Source organism: Colwellia aquaemaris (assembly GCF_057548755.1).
In genome coordinates, this window is sequence record NZ_BAAJLV010000004.1 from 243,385 (window position 1) to 266,665 (window position 23,281).

Annotated in this window: 27 protein-coding genes; 19 read left to right on the forward strand and 8 right to left on the reverse strand. The window is 37.9% G+C overall.

Annotated features, from left to right (window positions below; translation table 11 throughout):
* Nucleotides 1-31: 31 nt before the first annotated feature.
* From AC27HL_RS13025 to AC27HL_RS13035, 3 genes are all read right to left on the reverse strand, one after another.
* Nucleotides 32-1,336: a metal-dependent hydrolase family protein gene (locus tag AC27HL_RS13025; protein ID WP_487081447.1), complete on the reverse strand. Its 1,305-nt coding sequence runs from the start codon at nt 1,334-1,336 to the stop codon at nt 32-34.
* A gap of 193 nt (nt 1,337-1,529) precedes the next feature.
* Complete coding sequence (locus AC27HL_RS13030) at nt 1,530-2,024, reverse strand: FKBP-type peptidyl-prolyl cis-trans isomerase (protein ID WP_487081449.1); 495 nt, start codon at nt 2,022-2,024, stop codon at nt 1,530-1,532.
* 107 nt (nt 2,025-2,131) lie between these two features.
* Entirely contained in the window at nt 2,132-3,019 is an 888-nt protein-coding gene (locus AC27HL_RS13035; protein WP_487081450.1) for a DMT family transporter, read from the reverse strand.
* Between the two features lie 401 nt (nt 3,020-3,420).
* Between AC27HL_RS13035 and AC27HL_RS13040 the strand changes: the two genes are divergently transcribed.
* Nucleotides 3,421-3,948: a hypothetical protein gene (locus AC27HL_RS13040; protein ID WP_487081451.1), complete on the forward strand. Its 528-nt coding sequence runs from the start codon at nt 3,421-3,423 to the stop codon at nt 3,946-3,948.
* A gap of 124 nt (nt 3,949-4,072) precedes the next feature.
* Complete coding sequence (locus AC27HL_RS13045) at nt 4,073-4,837, forward strand: MBL fold metallo-hydrolase (RefSeq protein WP_487081453.1); 765 nt, start codon at nt 4,073-4,075, stop codon at nt 4,835-4,837.
* Here the strand turns inward: AC27HL_RS13045 and AC27HL_RS13050 are convergent.
* Nucleotides 4,834-5,001, reverse strand: coding sequence for a hypothetical protein (locus AC27HL_RS13050; protein WP_487081454.1), 168 nt, complete (start codon nt 4,999-5,001; stop codon nt 4,834-4,836). The two genes, AC27HL_RS13045 and AC27HL_RS13050, sit on opposite strands and share 4 nt — an antisense overlap.
* Before the next feature lie 746 nt (nt 5,002-5,747).
* Here AC27HL_RS13050 and AC27HL_RS13055 point away from each other — a divergent pair.
* From AC27HL_RS13055 to AC27HL_RS13070, 4 genes are all read left to right on the forward strand, one after another.
* On the forward strand, nt 5,748-6,110 hold the full coding sequence (locus AC27HL_RS13055; protein ID WP_487081456.1) for a hypothetical protein: 363 nt from the start codon (nt 5,748-5,750) through the stop codon (nt 6,108-6,110).
* A gap of 122 nt (nt 6,111-6,232) precedes the next feature.
* Complete coding sequence (locus tag AC27HL_RS13060) at nt 6,233-6,736, forward strand: hypothetical protein (RefSeq protein ID WP_487081457.1); 504 nt, start codon at nt 6,233-6,235, stop codon at nt 6,734-6,736.
* A gap of 120 nt (nt 6,737-6,856) precedes the next feature.
* Entirely contained in the window at nt 6,857-7,279 is a 423-nt protein-coding gene (locus AC27HL_RS13065) for a hypothetical protein (RefSeq protein WP_487081458.1), read from the forward strand.
* Between the two features lie 564 nt (nt 7,280-7,843).
* Nucleotides 7,844-8,122: a hypothetical protein gene (locus tag AC27HL_RS13070; protein ID WP_487081460.1), complete on the forward strand. Its 279-nt coding sequence runs from the start codon at nt 7,844-7,846 to the stop codon at nt 8,120-8,122.
* Between the two features lie 98 nt (nt 8,123-8,220).
* Here AC27HL_RS13070 and AC27HL_RS13075 read toward each other — a convergent pair whose 3' ends face one another.
* Nucleotides 8,221-8,460: a hypothetical protein gene (locus AC27HL_RS13075; RefSeq protein WP_487081461.1), complete on the reverse strand. Its 240-nt coding sequence runs from the start codon at nt 8,458-8,460 to the stop codon at nt 8,221-8,223.
* Nucleotides 8,461-8,664: 204 nt separating this feature from the next.
* Between AC27HL_RS13075 and AC27HL_RS13080 the strand changes: the two genes are divergently transcribed.
* The 12 genes from AC27HL_RS13080 (at nt 8,665) to AC27HL_RS13135 (ending at nt 15,699) form a co-directional block, all read left to right on the forward strand.
* Nucleotides 8,665-9,006 (forward strand): hypothetical protein, encoded by a 342-nt coding sequence (locus AC27HL_RS13080; protein ID WP_487081462.1) that lies wholly within the window; start codon nt 8,665-8,667, stop codon nt 9,004-9,006.
* A gap of 109 nt (nt 9,007-9,115) precedes the next feature.
* Nucleotides 9,116-9,571 (forward strand): hypothetical protein, encoded by a 456-nt coding sequence (locus AC27HL_RS13085; protein WP_487081463.1) that lies wholly within the window; start codon nt 9,116-9,118, stop codon nt 9,569-9,571.
* A gap of 55 nt (nt 9,572-9,626) precedes the next feature.
* Nucleotides 9,627-9,983, forward strand: a complete 357-nt coding sequence (locus AC27HL_RS13090; protein ID WP_487081464.1) for a hypothetical protein — start codon at nt 9,627-9,629, stop codon at nt 9,981-9,983.
* Nucleotides 9,984-10,092: 109 nt separating this feature from the next.
* Nucleotides 10,093-10,422 carry a hypothetical protein gene (locus tag AC27HL_RS13095; protein ID WP_487081465.1) on the forward strand — a complete coding sequence of 110 codons (330 nt, stop codon included), beginning with the start codon at nt 10,093-10,095 and terminating at the stop codon, nt 10,420-10,422.
* Nucleotides 10,423-10,534: 112 nt separating this feature from the next.
* Complete coding sequence (locus tag AC27HL_RS13100; protein WP_487081467.1) at nt 10,535-10,966, forward strand: GNAT family N-acetyltransferase; 432 nt, start codon at nt 10,535-10,537, stop codon at nt 10,964-10,966.
* A 112-nt stretch (nt 10,967-11,078) separates the two neighbouring features.
* Complete coding sequence (locus AC27HL_RS13105) at nt 11,079-11,516, forward strand: GNAT family N-acetyltransferase (RefSeq protein ID WP_487081468.1); 438 nt, start codon at nt 11,079-11,081, stop codon at nt 11,514-11,516.
* 116 nt (nt 11,517-11,632) lie between these two features.
* Nucleotides 11,633-12,205 (forward strand): hypothetical protein, encoded by a 573-nt coding sequence (locus tag AC27HL_RS13110; RefSeq protein WP_487081469.1) that lies wholly within the window; start codon nt 11,633-11,635, stop codon nt 12,203-12,205.
* A gap of 122 nt (nt 12,206-12,327) precedes the next feature.
* The gene (locus AC27HL_RS13115) at nt 12,328-12,747 is read left to right on the forward strand and encodes a hypothetical protein (protein WP_487081471.1); all 420 of its coding nucleotides are present in this window, start codon (nt 12,328-12,330) and stop codon (nt 12,745-12,747) included.
* A gap of 12 nt (nt 12,748-12,759) precedes the next feature.
* Nucleotides 12,760-13,212, forward strand: coding sequence for a GNAT family N-acetyltransferase (locus AC27HL_RS13120; protein ID WP_487081473.1), 453 nt, complete (start codon nt 12,760-12,762; stop codon nt 13,210-13,212).
* A gap of 465 nt (nt 13,213-13,677) precedes the next feature.
* Nucleotides 13,678-13,980: a DUF2004 domain-containing protein gene (locus AC27HL_RS13125; RefSeq protein ID WP_487081475.1), complete on the forward strand. Its 303-nt coding sequence runs from the start codon at nt 13,678-13,680 to the stop codon at nt 13,978-13,980.
* Nucleotides 13,981-14,102: 122 nt separating this feature from the next.
* Nucleotides 14,103-14,555, forward strand: a complete 453-nt coding sequence (locus AC27HL_RS13130) for a GNAT family N-acetyltransferase (protein WP_487081477.1) — start codon at nt 14,103-14,105, stop codon at nt 14,553-14,555.
* A gap of 175 nt (nt 14,556-14,730) precedes the next feature.
* A complete protein-coding gene (locus AC27HL_RS13135) occupies nt 14,731-15,699 on the forward strand; it encodes a dihydrodipicolinate synthase family protein (protein ID WP_487081478.1) in 969 nt (322 codons plus the stop codon).
* Nucleotides 15,700-15,962: 263 nt separating this feature from the next.
* Here AC27HL_RS13135 and AC27HL_RS13140 read toward each other — a convergent pair whose 3' ends face one another.
* From AC27HL_RS13140 to sbcD, 3 genes are all read right to left on the reverse strand, one after another.
* Nucleotides 15,963-17,186, reverse strand: a complete 1,224-nt coding sequence (locus AC27HL_RS13140) for an FG-GAP repeat protein (protein ID WP_487081479.1) — start codon at nt 17,184-17,186, stop codon at nt 15,963-15,965.
* Between the two features lie 166 nt (nt 17,187-17,352).
* Nucleotides 17,353-21,267: an AAA family ATPase gene (locus AC27HL_RS13145; protein WP_487081481.1), complete on the reverse strand. Its 3,915-nt coding sequence runs from the start codon at nt 21,265-21,267 to the stop codon at nt 17,353-17,355.
* Complete coding sequence (sbcD, locus tag AC27HL_RS13150; RefSeq protein WP_487081482.1) at nt 21,267-22,604, reverse strand: exonuclease subunit SbcD; 1,338 nt, start codon at nt 22,602-22,604, stop codon at nt 21,267-21,269. Before sbcD ends, AC27HL_RS13145 begins: the two co-directional genes overlap by 1 nt.
* 205 nt (nt 22,605-22,809) lie before the next feature.
* On the opposite strand from sbcD, the gene AC27HL_RS13155 reads away from it, so the two are divergent.
* On the forward strand, nt 22,810-23,178 hold the full coding sequence (locus tag AC27HL_RS13155) for a VOC family protein (protein WP_487081484.1): 369 nt from the start codon (nt 22,810-22,812) through the stop codon (nt 23,176-23,178).
* The last annotated feature ends 103 nt before the right edge of the window (nt 23,179-23,281 follow it).

A 23,281-nucleotide genomic window follows, 5' to 3' on the forward strand; every position in this document is an offset into this window, starting at 1 on the left:
CAGCCCTTTGTAGCCATAGAAGCTTATTTCGCTATTGGTTTTTTACAACATGTCCAGATTTCATCACAAAATCTACATCAAGCAATTCTTTGATATTGTTTAGCGGACTGGCATCCATAGCGATAATATCAGCCACTTTCCCAACCTCAAGGGTTCCTAGACTTTTTGACTTTCCAATTAAATCAGCACCATGAAGTGTTGCTGACACTAAAATATCTTGCGGTGTCATACCCGCTTCAAACATCAATTGTGCTTCTCTGGCATTTGTTCCGTGCTTTGAAACACCACTATCTGTTCCGTAGGCAATTTTAACGCCCGATTTATAAGAGCGTTTAAAATTTGCGATCATATCGCCTCCGACACGAATCGCCTTGGCTTTAATTTCAGGAGACATAAAGTCAGTAGTTTTTGCCAAATTCACCACAGTATCACCGGCCATTAAAGTAGGCACTAAATAAGCACCACCCTTTTTAAATAGCTTAATACTTTCTTCATTGGCATAACTGCCATGTTCAATGCTATCAACGCCAGCGCGCAGTGCCGCATTAATGCCCGCCGCAGCATGGGCATGACTGGCCACTTTTCGGCCTAGTGCATGTGCTGTTTCCACAACTTCCTTTATTTCATCGTCTGCCATTTGCTGGCCAGTGCCAGTATCTGTGTCTGATAAAACACCACCGGTTGAGGTAATTTTAATAACATCTGCGCCGTATTTTATGGCGTGACGAGTTGCTCGGCGACAATCATAAGGACCATCACAAACAGTTTCTGCGGTATTTATTTTCATTAAATCAGGTGCCATACCATCTACATCGCCATGACCACCAGTAACAGCCACACTTGTACCAGCAGCGACTATATTTGGCCCTAGTACCCAACCGCGTTTAATGCCATCACGCAACGCAAATATTTGTTCTGCACTACTACCTAAATCTCGTACTGTGGTAAAACCCGCCATTAAGGTTTTCTTAGCGAAATAGGCACTTTTCATTAAGGTATCTGCATCAGATAAATTAACGGTTTCACTGTCATTTTTCGGCCCAAGCTCACCTTGCAAATGCACGTGCATATCCATTAATCCCGGCATAACAAAACTTGACGATAAGTCGATTAGTTTCGCATCGTCAGCAAAATCACTTGCCGCAATAAAACCCGACTTAAGTGCTGATATTTTACCATCTGTTATCACTAAAGTTTGCTTTTTAAGTGGGGCTTTACCTGCAACAACAAGCAATTCTCCAGCATGAATTACCGAAGTGTCTGCCAACGCAGATTGAGATAATGCGGCACTAACCAATAGCGCAATCGATGTCATTGAAGATTTTAAGGTATTCATTTGCCAAGCCTTATTATTATTTTTTAAGCAGAATAATGACAATAACAGTATGACAAAAAGGGTTGCAAGAGAAATCGACAAATGGTGAGTTTATTCGGTTTAACAACAATACGAATTAATTTGAGGTCAAATTAATGGCGTTAGCATTAAAAAAACCGGCATAAAGCCGGTTTAATCATAGTAGCTAAACTACTTAGTGGTGATGGCCGCCAACACCGTGAGCATGGCCGTGTTCAATTTCTTCAGCTGTTGCTTCGCGCACATCAACGACTTCTAAATCAAAAGTTAATACTTTACCCGCTAGCGGTGGATTAATATCAACAGTCACCATAAACTTACCAGCTTTAATAACCGTTACTTGGCGTTGACCCGCGTCAGTGTTAACAACTGCTGTCATGCCTTTTTTCCATTTTGCACTTGGTGTTGGCAAACCTTGTAAATGCTTTACTGGCACGCGCTGAATTGCATCATCTTGGCGCTCACCGTAGGCTTCTGCTGGCTGTAATGTTACCGAGAACTTATCACCCGTTTCTTTGTCGGCTAAGGCATTTTCAACACCAACCAACATGTTCTTATAACCGTGCAAATATGCAAGAGGGTCGCCAGCATGTGAGTTTTCAATTTCTTTCCCGGCTTCATCTTTCAAGGTGTAATGAAACTGAACCACAGTTTTATCAGTAATCTTCATTTATCTTCCATCAATGGTTTATTCAGCTGCAATTTAATAGCAACTATATTTGCTCAGGAGTTTAACAAATTACCTATAGTCACACCACTGCCATTTAACTATTTGCTCTAAGCCCAAAGTAATAAAATAACAACACTGGCAATAATTAAAAACATACCTACATATTCAATTGCTGATATTTTTTCCTTAAAGAAGCGATAAGTTATAAATAAAGTAATAAAAAACTCAACCTGCCCTAATGCTTTTACGTAAGCCGCATTTTGCAAACTAGCCGCGGTAAACCAACCAATAGAGCCAACAACACTGGTAACTCCAACAAATAAACACAAACGCCATTGCTGGAGCATAGTTATCAATTGTTGCTTATTTTGAAGATAAATATAGATAAGTGAAATTAATGATTGAACCGTTATCATGAAAACTAAGGTAACTGCTGCACTTAACAATAAATCGCTATTAAGTGATAAACTTGATTGTCGGATCAGCAAGGTTGTAATTGCCAAGCCTAAGCCCGAAGCTAAACCAAACCCTGCACCAGGGTTTTGAAAAACATCACGAAAAGTAAACTTCACTTTAGAAACAAATAGTACACCAACAACACCAATAATAACTGAAACCCAACCAAGCACCGACATACTGGCAGAAAACAATAACGCCCCAACAATTGCCACTTGAATGGCTTCTGTTTTTGCTAAACTTGTCGCCACAGCAAAGTTGCGATACTTAAAGGCAGCCACTAAGCAAGCAGTCCCTATAATTTGCATAACACATGCAACAAGTGCATATTGCAAAAATTGAGAATTTAAAGGCGGTAGTGACAATGCTCGATAATCAAGCATCCACCATAAATATAACCAAGCAAACGGTAAGGCATAGATATATCTAACGCCTGTGGTTGCCATCGCATTTAAATGTGCCGTAAGTTGCTTCTGCCCTGCCGTTCGAATAGCCTGCATTAAAGCCGCTAACAAGGTGAAGTAAATCCAAATGTCCAAAAAATTCTCAAATATCCAAATAGTTAAGAGCAATATTGTATGGCTTACAAACAGGAAAAACTATAATCGAATTCGTATATTCAATATCTAACCATTATATTTTGAACGCTTTGCGGTCGATATATTTTAACTAACCTGAACTCGGAATGTTGAGAATAAAAAGCATAACTACTTAAAAGTATTATCATCATGCAATCTACAGTTGTGGTATTTATATCTGGCTTAAGGCCTTTAAGTGTATCCAAAATAAGTTGTTGGTAACTTGAATAACATAGAAATTGGCTTTAATGGCGCTATTGTAGCATTTTGCTTATCCCGAGCTTAGGTTAACTAGCTCTGTTGTTTATGCCCTGCTACATTAGTCACTAACAATACAATAAAACATACAAAAGGAAATTCATATGCGTCTATTATTACTACTTTTACTTGTGCCATTTATTAGCTTTTCACAAGTGGTCAGTAGCGACAATCACGGCTTTCAACTAAAAATTGAAAGCCATGTTAATGTAGAAAAAACACAAGCATACCAACAATTTTTAAAAGTTAACCAATGGTGGCATCCTGATCACACTTGGTTTGGAAACTCACAAGGTTTGTCTATCACAGCAAATGTTGGTGGTTGTTTTTGCGAAAGAAATGATGATAAACAAGCAATGCATATGACGGTATCTTATGTAGATCCTAATAACGAAGTTCGCATGATTGGCGGTTTAGGGCCATTACAAATGTTAGGTGTTAATGGTGGCATGTCATGGAAATTTGAAGCAATTGACGACACACACACTAAAATTACCTTCCATTACCAAGTGGTTGGTTTTATAGATGGAGGCTTAACTAAATTAGCGCCCATAGTAGATCAAGTGCAAACAATTCAATTAACTCGACTAACCAACTTACTAAATACTGGCCACGTTGAGACAAAAAAGTAATGGTTAATTATCGTAAGTTTCTTATGTAGTACAATAACACTGGTCTTACCTGTTGATATAGTTGCTCATTCAGGGTAATTTAAGTTCATTACAACAATAACTCGCCATTGTGATTAATGAACTTATGCTAAAACTTCACTCTATTGACGGCTATATTCAGCGTATTTTAATTGCCGAATATCAAGACAAATTACTTTTACTTGACGGTTGCTGCCGAGCTGATATTGCAACAATTGAAAGTTTTATCAGCAATGAACTTAAGCGACCAGTAACTGATTTGGCTCTAGTGGTAGTTAGCCATATGCATCCCGATCACGCTGGTGCTGCCAATATTCTTCGCAAAAAATACCAATGTAAAATTGCCGCGGCTAATGTTGCCGGACAATGGTACCAAGGCATAGATGGAAAATTAATGCATTTAACCGACATGTTGCTAACGTGGTGGGTGGCAGGACGAATGGGCAAGGCCAAACAAAATATTTTTTATCAAAGCACACTAAAACCTGATATTTATCTTAGCGACAATGCCTTATTACCTGACTTTGAAGACTGGCAAGTACACTTTACTCAAGGACATACAGACCGCGACATTTCCCTTTATCACACTCCGAGCAAACAAGTTTATGTGGCTGATTTAATGGTTAAAGTCAGAGATAAATTCATTCCTCCTTACCCGGTATTTTATCCTAAGCGTTATCTCAGCTCATTAGCAAAAATAAAAGCCCTTAACGCTGATGCTATAATTTTGGCGCACGGCGATAAAGTACAACTTAGTGAACAACAATGGCATCAACTTATGGCGATGGCTCCAAGTAAACCAGTAACGCATTGGCGCTCGGTAAAAACAAAATTTAAGCGAGCACTTTTTAGTCGCCAAATAACCCCCTAGCTTTGATAAATCCAAGCTAGGAATGATTTAGACTCAGCTACATTGGTAAATTGAATAATTTTTTTACCTAATTTATCAGTAACTGCTACGGCATTTTTATTAACGGAAACTGCGCGAACCGGTGCTACGATCGAATACGTCGTACCTTGATATGTATAAGACATAATAAAACTCTCTTTTTGTGCTACTACAAGCAATTGCAATGAGCAGCTTAAACAACAAAAGCTATATTATTGTGATGTAGAACTTCTATATTTCTTGTTATGCAAGTATGAAAATTAACAACGTTTACGGGCAAACGGCCCGAAAATTCAGACAATAATTTAAGCTTAATAAATTAAGTGTTGACTAACTGTGAAAGGGAAAGACAAAACATGATTATGTAAATAATCGGTTAAATAAACTAGATAAGGAATATCTAACTCGCGCACTATAAAGCCATTAGTTAGTAAAGTAAACATTTTTAAGCGATGTTTACTTTACTAACTCAAACCAGAAGTGGCACTTTGGGTAAATATCTTCTTATCAAGCCTAATAACCTTCAAAGCCGACATAGAGGGTATATTACATTAAATTTAAATTCATTTTCTTCCAAACTATTTAGCGATATTTTGCATAGTTTTTATTTTTAGTGCATTACTGTGTGTATTAGTGACAATTATCACTAATACACACCTATCAATTGATTACCTCCATTAAAAACTTGAAATTTAAAGGTTTTAACTATGTTTTGAATTTGGCTATTACTGAGAGTTCTTAGTAATAAGAGCTCCATGTATGATAAGTCACAAAATATATAACTTAACGGTTTGAAATGTAAAAGGTTTAGTGTAAATTATTGGATATATAAGTAGATGGAATTACTGAGAAGTCTACATAATAAGCTGTTATGTTTGCCATAGAGGTTCACGTGTTTAAAAAGGTTGTACCTGATAAGGATTACACCCCAAATGAAGTACCAGTAAAAGAACGTATTGCTAACGCAGTTATTGCATTATTAATGGTTGCATACGGAACGTATGGAATTTGGAATCAAGAACTCTATGTGCCAATATTTAGAGGTGAAGTTACCCTTTATGGGGACTCGCTTTGGTTTGCATTTATTGCGGCATCAGTAGGTTCATTGTATTTTGTCTTGCGAGTAATTGATCATTACGATAAACGGAACAACGAACACTTGTACCGAAGATTTCAAATCATTCTTCGTGGTGTAGCAGTCCTAATTTTTATTATTGCTATATTAATAAACAACATGCATTTACTGCAAACATAACAAGCACTTAAAGCGGGACTTTTTACAGTTTGCTCGGTTCCGCTTCGCTACACAATTTTAGCAAACTAATAAAAAGCCCCTTAATTGGGCGTTATACACCTAATTCGCAATTGAGAGCCTGGATGCATCAAATCGATTTAATGACAATACCTGTTTATAGAATTCAACGTGAAGCATATTACGAACAAAGAGGTGCATTTACGGAAAAGATTATTTTTGGTGGCTCGGATGCTGAATTTAAAAGAGAGTATTGTAAAGTTAACCCCGATTACTTAAGTAATTATAAAGATGCAATCCATGCAAAATATGGAGGTTCTTGGGAATATAATGAAATAATAGGTTTTATCAAACTCCATATTTTAGGCTCACAAATTAGAGGTGAATACTGGCAAGATGATAAAAAGCGGTTTGTTAAATCGAGATCTAAACAGTTCAAATATGTAACTCACAAATTAGCTCCTGAAAATTCATTTTATAAAGAAGCCCCAAACATAGAAATCTACCAAGCTATTTGCTCATACGTTGATGATTGTCGTGAAGAGTTGAAAAATCGTTATATTGATGATTCGAATCTCAAGAATATTGGTAAATATGTAGATTGGAAATCACTAATAAAAGGTGTATAACAAGTTGCTCAAATGGACGAATAACAGCTGGCTGTCATTCGTTCCTCACTATTTTAGCCAGCTATTATACGCCGCTTATTGGGGCGTTAGCAGTACATTCAATTCAACTATGGAGATAATATGAAAAGTATTATATTAATAATGATGATGGCATTCTCATCAATATCTTTTGCTAAAGGACTAGAATCAGAGAAACAAGTTAGAGAGTTTTCCGATAAATTAATGGATCAATTCATAGCGAAAAAATTTACAGAAGGCTTAAATTCAGCAAAAGAATATTGGCCACTTCCCGAAGTTGAAATAGATGGGCTAGGTAATCAAATTAGCCAACAATGGCCTATTGTCGATCAAAGATTTGGACAAGCTATCGCTAAAGAGTTTGTAAAAGAAAAACGAATTGGTAAATCATTTTTACGATATTACTATCTTCATAAATTTGAGAACCATTCTATTTATTGGCAACTTGATTTTTACAAACCGAAGAATGAATGGAAGATAAATTCAATAGTATTCTTAGACACGTTAGAAACACTATACGAATAATCATTGTACTGCTAACAAGTCGTTAATATCAGAGTGAAGGATCATAAATTAGATATTACTATTGTTGTTGTTTTATTGGTTATCTTATCAATATGGGTAGCCACCGTAAATTCTAGTGATAATAGAGGCTCAATAGAATTAACCAATGCTGAACTATCTTGTAAAAAGAACCCAAAATGGGAAAACTATACAGGTTACTTTCACATAAACTCTGAAACTTACTTTTTGAGCACTAAGTTTACTTCATGCGACGAATTTAAAAAATTAGTACAAGGTCAAAAGTTAAATGGTAAATATTCTAAAAGTAATCATTTAGTTACTGACTTTTATATTAATTACAAAGCATACTATAAGTCATCAATTAACATAGCTATATTATCCGTAATATTTTTGACATTGTTAATTTGGGCATTCATACGTAAACCGATTAAGTGGTTTATGAAAAAGTAAGCTTACATGCGCATTAAGAATGGGACTGCTAACAGTTTGCTCGGTTCCGCTTCGCTTCATATTTTAGCAAACTATTATCAGCCCCTTATGCGGGCGTTATGTGTATAAGGGATTATGAGTAATTTTCGAGTTTTTCTATCAATATCATTTTTTATAATCAGCTCGTACTTCATTGTTGATTTGGTTATTTATAGCTTTGATTGGTTACTGTTAATTGTCAGTATTATTGGTTTTGTTTGTTCGCATTATTTGTGGCCACCTAAACATGACGATGAAAGTTCATGGTATGACATATTAGAGGTGGTAATTGAGCTTCCATTTAGAGCAATGTCTTTGCTCATTCGAGGGCTTGGTAAAGTTTTTAAAAATGCTGATTCAGGGCTGGATTTGTAAATACACATAACAAGCAATTAAAGCGGGCGTTATGTTTCTTCGTGAGAGGCCAATATGGATGTGATATTTCTAAATAGAACTTACGAATTATATTGGGGTTACCCAGTAATAGTTCTCACTTTGTTATTCGCATTCATCTTCCGTAATTTTTGCAGGGTGCTCCAAAAGGCAGCAGTTCGCTCAGGTAAATCGGATACAACTGCAAAAGTAGTTGCATATTCCCCAATGGTTCTTTTATTGGGGTTGCCGGTTATTGTTGGTAAAACTCTGGTGCTCATCATTGAACCTACTGTATTGTTGTTGGTTTTATCTGTACTAGTATTAATTCCATATTTCATCTTCTTGTTTAGTTTCTGCAAACCTAGCAAGCAAGATATGGAGTTAATTAATAGTAAAAATCAGAAACATAACAAGCAATTCAACAAGGACTAAAAACAGTTGGCTTGCCTCACTTCGTTCGTTATTATAGCCAACAATTTTTAGCCTGTTAACAGGGCGTTATATGCTTCAATTTAATTTGGAGTCGAGTTTTAAGGATTGAAATGAAATTAAAGTTTATCTGGGTCGGTTGTATATTTATGTCAACTGGCTGTGTGAATATAAAAGCTCCTGATAACTTAGTATCAGACACTGTTAGTGCAACTAAAGATATTTATCATTCAGTAAAAAATAAAGTATCAAAAGATAATGAAAGTTTATTTTCTATCACTTATGAAATACCAGAGAATGAAACTCTTAGTATTTCAAACAGTAAGTGTATGGACGCTGCAATTGAAAAAGCTAAAAAAACATTAAATAAATATAGCGTAGATGTAAAAGAAACAGAATCTAAAGTATCAGTTGTTGGTGGTAAATCAGTTTTGAGTTGCAGTGTCAGCATATAACAGGCTGTTCAAGCGGGACAAATAACAGTTGGCTGCTTCCGCTTCGCTTCACATTTTAGCCAAGCATTGTCAGCCCCTTATTAGGGCATTATATGTACAAGGAGTTGTGGTGAGAAAGTTCCTCAAATATCTAGGTTTTGGGTTTTTAAGCGTTATTATATTTTTTATTGGTATTGCAATTGTGACTTCAATCAATACTGTAGATAAAGAGGTTGTATTCGAACCTTATATTGCTAAAGCGATTCCGAAGTTAACTTCATGGGAGCAAACTTCTTATCGAGAGTTGATGTCAGAAAAGGGCTTTAACGGTGCAACACCAGAACAGTGGACTTTGTATCTTAATAAATTTTCACAACTAGGTGAGTTTCAATCAATTGGTAAAGCAGAACTTCAAAATTGGAAAACACTTTCACTAATCGGCAGCCCAAGTGTTACATATGCTACTTATCAGGTACCAGTCACATTTTCTACTGGTCTTGCTCATGTCCAACTAGCTTTGCAATCATCTGAAGATAAAGTCGAAATAAATAGTGTTAAGTTTTTATCTGACATTCTTATGCAATAGTACATATAACAGGTAACAAGCTGTTCAAGCGGGCGTTATAAGCCTAGAGGATTTCGTGAAGTATTTTATATATCTAATATTTCTTTTTAGTTTTAGTGCTTTTGCTGAATATGAAACATATTTACAAGTGGATGAGTCAACGGAAGCAGATAAATATTTTATAATGTTTATGGTTTCTAACTCTGATGTGGGGAATGATTCAAGTCTTGTAAATACTTCTATATCACCTGGCGGTACTGTTTCTTTAACAAAGAGCAATAAATTATTACCTGATAGGCTTTATAGTTTTGACATATCACTAAAAAAAGAAGACTTTCTTTTCGCTACTGTAAAATTAACAATTTCAGATAAGCAAAAGGTTATTTATAAAAATCAGTACAAGACACGGGTGACTTATATAAAAGGCTTATAACAAGACAATCAAGTGGGACTGCTAAAGCTTGGCTCAGTTTCACTTCGTTTCACATTTTTGCAAACTATTATTCACCGCTTAATGCGGCGTTATGTATCTAAGGATTAGAATGAAAAAATATTTTCCGTTACTCGTATTACTAATATCTGGTTGCGTTGGAATGAAAACGTATAACGGAGTGGTAGTCCAATATAGTGACGTTACAAAGAATTCAGATGGCTCATTTTCAATTGAAGTTCTTGGTCATACAGATTTAAATGAAACCGATATGGTTGATTTAGTTAAACTCAAAGGAAAAGAGTTGTGTAAATCGAATGATGCTCTTGTTAAATCATATAAAATGGGTACCTATGGTTCGCATTCACAATTTGGCTCTGTTTATCCGCCTAAGATAAACGCGACAGTTAATTGCGGTTTAAAAAAATCAAGCGATTCATAACAAGCCAATTAATTCAGGACTGTTAAAGCTTGGCTCAGTTTCGTTTCGCTACACATTTTAGCAAACTAATAAAAAGCCCCTTAATTGGGCGTTATGCGTAAAGGAGTATGCCTTGGATATCGAATTTAAAAATAGACTTCCTAATAATAATTGGTCTGAACTATCTGCATTATATTTAAATGCAGGAATGGGACATAAAACTGAAGAGCGTCTTGCTCGAGTATTTGACAATAGCCAATTCCAATCGTTTCTAATTATCGATGGTCAACTCGCTGGTGTTGCACGGGCTTTTACTGATGGTGGAGATTGTGCTGTAGTATGTGATGTTTGCGTTTTAAAAGTTTACCAATCTAAAGGTTTGGGAAGGAAAATCATTACTCATTTAATGTCCCAAATACCACCCCATGAACGAATCATGTTATTTTGCACCCCAGGGCTAGAGAAATACTATGAAAAGTTTGGCTTTGGTAAAATGACTACTGGTATGTGTATGTTTAAAGATCAAAAAGACGCTATATCAGCTGGTTACATAGTTTCCGCATAACAAGCGCATTAAGCACGGAACTGCTATCAGCTTGCTCGGTTCCGCTTCGCTTCACATTTTAGCAAGCTATTATCGGCCCCTTAACAGGGCGTTAGGTTTTAAGGAGAAAAACTTGAAAGTGTCACTTCGCCAAGTCACAAAAGAAAATTATGAAGATGTATGTGAGCTTGATGTGTCAAAGGAACAAGAAGAATACGTTGCTTGTAATATGTGGTCACTTGTTGAATCTATGTTCAACGACGGGCATGAAACTAGAGCAATTTACTTGGAAAAAGAACCTGTCGGTTTCTTTATGTGGGTTAAGGAGTCGCTGACTAAAGTTTCAATCTGGCGGTTTATGATTGACCGAAAATACCAAAAAAAAGGTATAGGCCGTAAAGCGTTAGACCTTGCTTTAGCTGAAATAAAACAGCATGCAAACCTCAAAGAAATAGAGATTTGTTATAACCCAGAAAACCCAGTAGCTAAGGAGTTCTATTCTAGCTTTGGTTTTGTTGAGGTCGGTATGGATGAAGACGATGAAGATATGCTCGCAGTTATCACTATTTAAAACCTAGCAAGTTACTTAAAAGGACGCAAAACGCTTGGCTTGTACTCCTTAGTGGCTAATTTTAGCCAAGCGTTAATTTGCCCTTTAGTTGGGCGTTATGTTTACAGGAGGTTCCATTGAAAATTCTAACTATACTTATGGGGTGCATGTTTTTAATTTCATGTTCAACTATTAAACTTAATGGTTCAATGGATTTTAAAAATGAAACTTACATTTCGCCAAACGAAGAATTTATTGTCAATTTTCCCCCTATACTCCACCCTAATGCTGCTGACACATCGTTTCCTAATCAGGTATTTGTAGATTTTTTCATTGGCTCTGGATATTGGACTCCTTTAGGCTTGCACACCATTGAATGGGTTAAACTACCTCAAAATATAACTGTGGAGCAGTTTCAGGAGAGCCTTCCTGAGGTTATAGATGAACACGTTAACAATCGATTTGCTAAAAATGGGAAGTTCGCTGTTATTGAGCAAGAGCAAACACCAAATAAGCAGTCACATAAATTTTTAGCACAAGGCTCTTATAAAGGAGTTCCTAGTACTTGGATATGCACTATTAAATGGTATAAAAATAGAGTTGCTTTTATTTCAAAAATCCTCCCAAATGATAATCACGCGCCGATTAATAAATTAGGTGTTAATACCGATAGTTATAATGAATGGGTAAATTCGTTTAAAGTACTGTAAAAATAACAAGTAAATTAAACGGGACCGCTAACAGTTTGCTCGATTTAGCTACGTTACACAATTTTAGCAAACTATTATCAGCCCCTTAAATGGGCGTTAGCTAGCCAGTATCAAGGATGGTCATGAGTAAAGTTCTAAACTCATTATGGAATATAGGAGCAGCTCTGTTTTGGGGACTGGTACTTATTCTTTTTCCGTTATACCTACTATTAAACAATTCAAATAATTGGTGTAGTTCCGAGCAATATGAAATTTTCATATCACCAAATCAAGATATTGAAGCAGTGGTTACAATTATAAATTGTGGTGCAACAACCAATTATGAAACTCAAATCTCTGTCAATAGGGTTGATTCACCCGCAGATAAAGATATCTTAGTTGTATTAGATGGTCATCCTAATGAACTTGAATATAAAGTGTCTTGGTTAGAGGGGAACACTATTGAAGTTTCTGAATTCAACTTTAAAGATTTGTTAAGCTTTCATAGTCGTAATAAAACAGGTGATATTGTAAGGTCAAATATTAAGCCGAAGGCAAGCTAACAAGGCGTAAATATGGAAATCCGAAAATATAAAAATAAGTATAGAGCGCAGTGTCTTGAAGCGTTTGACAGTAACATTGGTCAATATTTTGCGCCATCAGAGCGAGCTGAATTTATTGAGTACATTGATGCATTAGTAGAAAGCTCTGAATACTACGTTTGTATTGAAGCTGGAAGTGAGAAGCTGGTAGGTTGCGGCGGGATTGGTTTTAATTCTTCGAAAGCGTATTTAGCTTGGGGCTTAGTTCACAAGAACTTTCATGGTCAAGGTTTCGGAACCGTGTTGACTGACTATAGGTTATCTCACTTAAAACAAAATACATTGGCAAATACGGTAGAAATTGAAACCTCTCAACATACGCAAGGTTTCTACAAAAAGCGTAACTTTGCTGTCACGAGAATTGAGCGTAACGGTTTTGGTGAGGGAATTGACCGTGTTGCAATGAAGTTGACCATAAGTCGTTGAAACTGTTTACTAACAACGCGTTTAAGACGGTTTCACATCGTTTAGCGATTTCAGTACAATTTGCATTTAGTGTTTAAGGTACAATGGTTTAGTTTTGTGGTAGGCGTTGCTCTCCACTTAACGCGGCGTTATATACCAAGGAACATTTTAGTTTATTTATAAAATCAGATAGAGAACTGCATGAAAGAGGTGTTCGGCTTCCAGAGATCCCTAATGAGAATGCGACTGAATATTGCAACTCCATAATCTGATAAGTTTAGATATAACACGGCGCTCAAGAACCTACAAAAGCAGTTGGTTTTTGCTCACTACGTGCACTATTTTAATCAACAATTTCATTGCCTTTCAACAAGGCCTTAGGTGTCAGTCATGATTAAGTTTATATTTGTTATTTTATTTTTATCACCATATGTTATTGGAACGACAGTAAACGCAAGTGAAGCTCATCTAAATAAGGAAGAAATTATGAGTAACCAGCATAAAGCCTTAGAAGCAATTAAACAGTCTCTTGGAACTGAAGATGGAGAATATGGAATAGACCTTTTCATTTCACTACACTTAGCGGAACTACCTTCGAGTTATTGGTTACAACACCTTAATATAGCAATTCCATCATCTGAGCAGGTTATTAGTTTACTTACACTACGTGAGAAATGGCAGGACCAAGAAATTTATGACTTTGCGTTACCAGGAAAAGTTACTGATTATGTCATTAGTGTCTCCTTTGATGATGAAGGAAACATTGAAAATATTGCTATGGAAAGCTGAGCCAACACCTAGCAAAAATTTAAACTGGGCCTGCTAAAGCTTGGCTCCGTTTCGCTTGGCTAGGCTAGCCAAGCATTTCCCCCCTTAATGGGACATCAGGCAACAAGGAGTATTATTTAGCTATGGCAATTAGCTTAAGAGAAGTTACTAAAGATAATTGGGAAGATATTATCTTATTAGAAATCACAAAAGAACAAGAAGAGTTCGTCGCTTTAAATGCAGAATCAATCGCAGGTTCTAAATTTAACGAACACTATGTTAATCGCGCAATCTATTATAATGAAGAACCCGTTGGCTTTATCCAGTACTTTCCTAATTATGAAGAGGATAAGCCAAATGAAATTTATATTGATCAATTCATGATCGATGTACCGCATCAAGGGAAAGGCTATGGCACGAAAGCAATTAAGTTAGCCCTCGATGAAATCAAGCTACGTGAAGATTGTAAAGCTATTTCAATATGCTACGTTGAAGGTCATGACGTAATGAAAGGTTTTTTTGAACGCTTTGATTTTAGTGTTGTTGAGCAAGATGAGTTTGATGAAACTATCATGGTGCTAAATGTCGCCAAATAAGCCATTCAAACGATACTGCTAAGAATTTAGCAAAGCCCCCACTCTAGTTTGTGAGCGTTAACTTAAGTCCTTTAAGGGCAAAACCTAATAATTCTCGGCATAGAAAAATGTAGTTTAACTGAGTTAATTTATTTGGTATAATGTATACAATATGATTTAAGTGAGAGAAAACATAGTGAAAACAAATAGTACAGATTGGCGATATACGGTGATGCCAGCCGTGTTTACATGGCTTAAAGAGTCGAAATCTGGCGCCCTTGAAATTGATTTTGAGGCAACAAAAAAATACGCTGCAGATATTTTAAAAGTTCAAGGAAAGAATGGAAGCAGAATGGGTGGGCTTGTTGGCTCTGGCACGCTAGGTGAGAATAGTTACCTAAGTGCTGAACAGCGTCTTTCGTTACTTAATGCCCTTTCAGATGTTGCTAAAGAATATAATGTTCCATTAATCAGTGGCGCAGCTGCGGAAACTAAAGAAGAACTTGCTGAAATTGTTAAAGAACTAGCGACAGTCGGCGTGGATACAGTTATGGTGATGCCGCCAAAAACTAAGCAAGTTCCTTCTGATGAAGAAATGTATGCATACTATGCGCTTTCTGCATCAGCGGCAAAAGAGGCAGGCGTAACAATTATGCCTTATAACAACCCTGATGCAGCCGGATATCATGCACTTTCAACAGAGCTTCTTAAAAAGCTTGCTGCGCTACCTGAGGTAACTGCGCTTAAAATTTCAACTACAGATGTGTCAGTTATTGAAACACTGATGTTAGAGAATAAAGATTTAAAAGTTTTGGCAGGTGTTGACACGGTAACTGTGCATGCTGGGCTTGCTGGAGCATGCGGCGGAATTACAGGTGTAGGTTGTATATTCCCAAAAGCAAGCGTTACTATGCAGGAATATGTTAATAATGGCGAATGGGCTGAGGCAAACAAAATTTCTCAGGCGATGAATTCTATATCGTATCTAGATGCTCAACCGCTACTTATGGAATACCTTAAGTTTGCATTTGGCATTCATCATAATGATGCTGATGGAGGGCTTCGTACCTTAGGCAAGAAATTAACTGAACAGCAAATTGATGATGTTCGCGCAAGATATATTCTGGCAAAAGAAAGACTTGAAGCGCTAGATTTATTAGACTAATCCGTTCAAATATTCAAAAAGAATAAGCTCTGTTTTTACGGAGCTTTTTTATGTCCGTCATCGAATTAGCACTCCAAACGCATTAAGCATGAGGCGGCTAACAGCTCACTCAATTTAGCTCTCGATTTAACAAACTAATACTCACCACTTATTGCGGCGCTAATGAATATATTCCCCACTATCAGCAACGAGTTACGGGTTTCAGCATTATCAATAAAGTTAGACTCAGCACTGTTTGATTCATAACTTAGAAAAACAACTTTTTAATCCGTTATATCCAGTACATAAGCTGCGCCTGAAGCACTGCCATTGTCATCACGATGAGGAGCAGCAATAATTGCAGCCTTTTCTGTAAGAGCGACATTCCAACCAAACCTGTCTTCTGACACACCATCACTGGCTAGTATTTTAGATGAATAGCGCCATTGGCCTTGTTGTTTTTTAAACACATACAATGCACCCGCATTATTTCCATTTGCATCATGGTGCATAGCACTGATTAACGCTGTCTCTTGGTTTAATGCGACACCACGAGCAAACCTGTCATCAGCATTACCATCAGGTGCTACTAGCTTTTGTGTCTGCGTCCATTTGCCTTTTCTGCGCTCAAAAATATAGGCTGAGCCTGCATCTGTGCCAACGCCTGCGATATCATCTCGTCGAGCAGAAATTAACGCTGTATCTGCAAACAATGCCACCCTCACGCCAAAAATATCTGTGTTAGCACCATCGCTAGCCATAAGCTTTGCTTGATGCCTCCATTGTTCGCCGTCAAAAACATAGGCATAAACGGCGCCGGCTTTTTCTGCTTGTTCATCATTAAGATCAGCACCAACTAAAATAGTTCTTCCGTCTATTGCCACACTGATACCAAACAAATCGCCTGCTGCTCCATCTATTGCGGTTAGCTTGGTTTGGAACTGCCATGTATTTTTGTCTCGTATGTAGACGTAAGCCGCCCCAGAATCTTTATGCGGTGAATCACTATGGGGCGCACCAATAACAAGAAACTGCTCAGTAAGAGCGATGCTTTGACCAAAAGCATCGCCAGCTTCGGCATCTAGTGCTGTTAAAACTTGCGTTTGCAACCATAAATCTCCCTTTTTCTCAAAAGCAAACACCGCACCAGCGTCTTTACCTTTATCATCTCTTCTTGATGCACCTAACAAGGCGGTATTGTTTTTCAACGCCACATTGCCACCTAAAGTGTCATCAGCATAAGCAGGTTCGGCGACCAATTTTGCCTGCTGTTGCCACCCTCTCGAACTTAAGGAATAAACGTAGGCTGCTCCAGAATCTTCGCTATTTTTAGTATCGGCTTTTAATGCGCCCACCAACGCCGTTTCGCCATCTATCGCAACACTATAGCCAAATTGGTCTGCGGCTTTACCATCATCCGGTAACAGCTTTTGCAGCTTCGCATAACTTTGACAAGCTATTATCAAGGTTAAGCAGGACAAGATTTTGAAAACAATGTGAGGTTTCATAAATACTATTTTGTATTTGATAAAGTGTAGAGTCACTTTATGCAACTCAAAATAGCTTAACAAGGGGTAATCGACGAAGTGAAAGATATTAGAGATATAAATATATACATCATTAATAAGCTTTTAATTTCAATGCGTATGTTTTGACGCTATACGCATTGAATAATTAAGCTTCTTTAGCTTGATACCGATAACGAGATTCTAATTCACTAATCCCTAAACCACTTTGCTTTTTCACTTTAATTTGCACGCTTATTCGCTCTTTTAACGCATCAACATGGCTAATAACACCAACCATTTTGCCGCTGGCATTTAAGTTATCTAGGGCATCAAGGGCGATTTCTAACGTATCGTTATCTAAAGTACCAAAGCCTTCATCAAGAAATAGCGAATCTATGCTGGTTTTAGCACTGACTAAGTCAGACAATGCCAGTGCTAGCGCTAGGCTCACCAAAAAGCTCTCTCCTCCTGATAAAGTTTTAGTGTCACGCACACCATCAGCTTGCCAGGTATCTACCACTTCCAGCGCTAAGGTATCCGTTGTTTGACGCTGCAACTGATAACGACCATGTAAACGATTTAATTGCTGATTCGCTAAGTACACTAAGTGCGACAAGGTTAACCCTTGGGCAAACTTTCTAAACTTAGCGCCGTCAGCCGCACCAATTAGGCCATTTAAATGCGATAAATCATCTAGTGCCGCACGCTTATCGTTAATTTTTACCAATAAACTTTGTTGCTGCTGCTGTTGTTTTTCATTTTGCTCAAGTTGCTGTGTTAACTGCCCTTGTCGTAATTGCAGCTGCTTCAATGCTTGTTGGCAAGCAGCTGCCTTTTCTTCAAACCTTGTTAAGGTCATATCGGTTAAATCTTCTTTCTCGGAAAAAATAACCGCCGTTGTGCTACTGGCTTCAACTAAATTTTCAGTGCTTTCTTCAATATTTTGCGAACGAATAAGCGCTTGTATACTTTCTTGTAAGTCTTGTTTTTCTTGTTGTAGTTGCGTTAATTGCTGCTTAGCCTGCTTTAATTGTCCATTAGCTTGTTGAATTTGTTGATCAAGTTGAGTTTGCAACTGCTGTAAATTCTGTTTTTGCTCAGGGCTTAATAATGCCGATAAAAAGCTTGCTTCATCTTCAAAAACACTGGCTGACAATTTGTCTAACCAAAGTTGTTTAACCGACGTTTGTCGCGGCGCTAGCTGCTGCCTTGCTTCATTATTGCCGGTTATTTGGCCTTGAATAATCTGTAATTGCTTTTGCTGTTCATTATGCGTTAATTGTTGCTCAGCAATTTTTTGCTCAAATTGCTGTTGTTGCAGCTTTAATTGCTCTCTAACCTTTTGTGCGTCTTGCTCCGCAAATAACTGTTGTCGCTGTTGTTTAGCCGCGTCTAATTGTTGCAGACATTGCGTTAATTCTACTTGTCGTTCATTTAATTGTCGCTGTAATTGCTGACAATGGCTGTTTGCCACGGCGAGCTGTTGCTGCGTTTGCTGCAATGCCTCTTTATCATTACTCTGTGCTTGCAATGCTTGTTGGTATTGTGTTATTTCTTGCGTTAGCTTTTCCAACCATTGCTCGGTTTCGCGTTGTGCCAGTGCAACACTTGTCTCAATTGTATTTTCAGTTGCCGTTAGTAAGGTAAATAATGAAAAATTATCTGCTAAGACAATGTTAGCGCTGCGAATCTCAGCTAAAAACACCTGCCCTTGCTCTGCAATATAGCTTTGCTTTTGTGTAATACTTGTTTGCAATTGCGCTAGCTCTTGACTTAATTGCGTAAACTGCACCGTTTGTGTTTGTATTTTTCCGTCTAAATTCAATAGCGCTTTTTCTTGCTCAGAAACAATTTTCCCTTGCTGTTGATGGGCTTGTTTTAACGTTTGAATTTGCTGGTTAAGATTGCTTAGTTGCTGAAATTGCTGCTGATAACTTAATAATGCCTGCTCTATTTGTGCAATATCAGTTAGCTCACAATTTAATTGCAATAAGGTTTGCTGTTGCTGCCATTGCTGTTGTAATTGTGCTTGTTCTTGCGCCTTCGCCAGTTTTGCCTCGCTTTGTAAACTCATTTTAGTTTCCAGCGCTTTATGCTGAACTCTTAGCTCTGAGCCTTGTCTTTCAACATCCGCAAAGCTTTGTTTTAATTGTGCTAAGCGTAGTTGTTGCTCACTTCTCTTATTGCCATTGACCGAATCATTGCTTAATGCCTGATAAGCCTCAATGGCAGGATGTTGCTCAGAGCCACATAATGGGCAAGCCTGTTCAGGTTGCAACTTAGCACGATGTTCACTTAACGATAAAATCAATTTTTCTTGCTCAACAATAAGTTCTACATCGTTAATTTCAGCTTTAAGCTGCTTATATTGTTCTCTCAATGGCGTGATTTGAGCCATCAATGCTGTTGATTGCTGTAGGTCTTGTTGTAAGTGGCTTTCGATATCAGCAAACTCAATAAGCAAAGTTTGAAAGCGCTGAGCGTTGTGCTTTATTTGCGCATGTTCAGCCATGTTCGATTGCATCGCATGTAACTGCTGCGTTAATGCTTGTTCACTTTCACAATGGTTTTGCTGCAATAAACTATTTATTTCAGCTTCTTTGGCGCTAAGCACCTGTTGTTGTTGTGTTAGCAAGCTTTGCTCTTGTTGCAATTGTGCTTGTGCTTGCGTTAATGCTTCACTGCTTGTCGATTGCTTTGCCTGTAATTGTATTTGTTGTGCGCTCTGTTCAATAACGACACTTTTTTCATGCAATAACTGTTGGCTAATATTACGCCATAATGGCAGTTTTTCTGGCAAGGGCGCTAAATAGGCATGTTGTTCAATAAATGTTTGTGCATTAGTTAACGACTGCTGTTGCTGTTGCTCTGTAGCAGTTAACTGAGCTAATTGCTGTTGAGCAGAGCTAAGTTCTTTGGCACTCACTTGTTGTTTTTGCTCAGCCTGCTGCTTGTGCGATGCTAATTGGCTTATTTGATGATCAAGCGGCAATACCTGTTCAACAATGAGTTGCTCGGTAATTTGCTGTTGTGCTAGAAAATCTTTTTGCTGTGTAATTGATGCATCTAATGCCTGTTTTTCATTGTCAACTAGCAGCTGTTGTTGCTTTAATTCAACATCAAGTGTGCTTTGTTGCTGGCTAAGTTGTGATAATTGCTCTGTTAGTTGTGTAAGTTGTTGATAATCAGCTCTTAGCTGCTCTGCGGGCTCAGCACGCGTTAAGGCTTCAAGTTGTTCATGTTGTGCAAGCCGTTGTTGCTCAGCGTCAGCTAAATGTAAACTTGCTTGTTGTTGCTGCTGCTCGGCTGACTGCTCATTTAACAAGCATCCTTTAATTTTTTGCCATAAGGCCAAATGCTGATCGAGTGCTTTTTGCTGCTCGCCGTTGTCAGCTAGGCTACTTTCAATATCTTGCTGCTGCTCTTTAGTAAGTAATTGCATACCATCGCGCTGTGCTTCAAGCAATTTCAAGGCATTGCTGGCCTCTTTATGTTGTTCAAATACCGCTTTCGAAATATCACCATATATTTCACTGCCGGTTAATTCTTCAAGTAAATCAGCTCTTTCATTAGCAGGGGCATTCAAAAACGCAGCAAATTCCCCTTGCGAAAGCATCATAGACTTTTTAAAACGTTCAAAATCCAATCCTGTAAGCTGCGCTATTTCATGGCGTATATCAGATACTTTTGTAGCGATAATTTCAGCTTCACCCGCATCAACATCTATAATTTTAGCAAGCTCTGCGGTCGGTTTTTGTAAATTACCTTCAAGACTATTTTTAGCTCGGCGTTGGCTCCAAAAAGCGCGGTAAGCTTGTCCTTTCACTTCAAATTCAACCTCAGCTAAACAGCTAGCTGTATGTCGAGTCATTAACTGGTTTTGTTTATCAGAAATAGTTAAGCGTGGCGTGCGATGATAAAGTGCCAAACACATAGCGTCGAGTATGGTGGTTTTGCCTGCCCCTGTTGGGCCAACAATGGCAAATAACGCACTGGTGTCAAATGGCGACTGAGTGAAATCAATTTTCCACTGACCTTTAAGAGAATTGATATTTTCAAAGCGAAGCGAGCGTATTTTCATTATTTTGACTCCGCTGTTGATGATGATGCGAGAGTTGTTGCTAGCTTTTCTTGTTGCATGTTTTCTGACGCTGAAGCTTCATCTAAGTCACCGGTAAGTTGAATATTCTCAGCAATGGCATGATACAAATGATTCAACCTGTCTTTTCGAGCAAGCTCCTCCTCAGTTTGCCAATTTTCAAGTTCGACTCTCGCATCAAATACTTCTTGTACACTTAATTCGCTTAAGGTAATTTTTTTCTCACTGGCTGGCATTTTCGCTCGCGCTTTTTTACTGCGTCTAACCAGCAATACTTCCACAGGCAAAGTTAGGGTTAACTGCTCTATTCTTGAGGTTAAATCTTGCAAGTACTCAGCGCTTTCTATTTCAATATCGAGCCAGATTTTCTCACGTTTTACGTTATTATTTTTAGCGTTATCAACCACAGCCGTAATATCATCAGCAAGGTTTTCTAAATTTGTTTTAACCATCGCCATTGGCTGAAAACACGGTACGTTACAAAGCTCAACATTGGCAAGTTCACCTTGCGAAAATTCTGCAATAACAATATTTTTCTGCCATTTAACCTCGTCAAAACTTAACGCAATCGGCGAGCCGCAATAACGAATATGTTCACTTTTGGTGACTTTCTGCGGCCGATGAATATGTCCTAAGGCTATATAATCTGCATCTGGAAATTCACTGGCGGGAAACGCTTCTAAGGTGCCAATATAAATATCTCGCACAGACTCTGACGTTGACGCGCCGATGGTTGTTAAATGCCCAGTGGCAATTATAGGTAAGCGAGACTTTTCATCACTTTCTGGCTTCGATAAGCACTGTGCATGCTCAAATAAGTGCTGATAATGCTCTGCAATGGCCTGTTGCAGTGATTGCTGTTTTTCCTTTGCTGACTGGCCCGCATAGCTTTTAACAATATCGCGCGGGCGAATAAATGGAATGGCACAAACAACTGCTTGTTGCCCAGTTTTAAGACTATTAAGCACAAACACTTGCTCACTAATGTTATCACTTGCAACTGAGATTACTCGGGTTGAAAGTTGTTGGAGCAATTGCTTTGACTCAGACAACATAGCCACGGAGTCGTGATTACCCGCTAACACCACCAACTGACAATTTGTTTTATTCAGTTTAGCAATAAAGTCAAAGTACATTTCTCGGGCATAGCTTGGCGGCGTGCCGGTATCAAAAATATCGCCAGCGACAATAATGGCATCTATTTGCTTCTGTTGAGATTGCTCAATCAACCAATCTAAAAACTGTTGATGTTCATTGGCACGACTTTTACCGTAAAAATGTTGGCCTAAATGCCAGTCAGAAGTGTGAATAATTCGCATAGTTTGTCAGCGTGCCAAAGTCATAAAAGTTAAAGCAAATATTCTACCTAGTCTAGGTTGAGGTTACTACCACGCATAACTGAAACTTCCGCAAAAATTTCTTGCGCTATACTGATAACAAATGGAATAAACCATGATCTTGAGTTTACCTTTTGCCCAAGTGACCAATAATAAACCGCTAAAATAAGTAAAAAAGGAAAAACACATGGAAAATCAAATTGTTTGGGTTGATATTCCCGTCATCGATTTAGACCGCGCTATTGAGTTTTATAGCGCCCTCTTGAATGGAAAAATTAAAAAGGAAGAATTCGAACATTTCACATTTGGTATATTACCCCACGCTGAAACTAATGTTTCTGGCTGCTTAGTTCCTTCACCACCTGAGCAAATATTTACCTCGGGGCCACTGATTTATTTTAATGTTAACGGCCGTTTAGATGATGCTATTACGCAATCAGAAATGCATGGTGGGCGTATTGTGGAAGAAAAAATATCAATGGGCGGGCATGGCTTTCGCGCTATTATTCATGACTCAGAAGGTAACCGCATTGCACTGCATAGCAATACGGCTTGACTTAAAACTAGTTTATTCCAATAAGAATTTTACAATAAAAAAGAGCCATTCAAGTTATACTGAATAGCTCTTTTAGTGTTAAATTCTCACAAAGGTGAGCTGT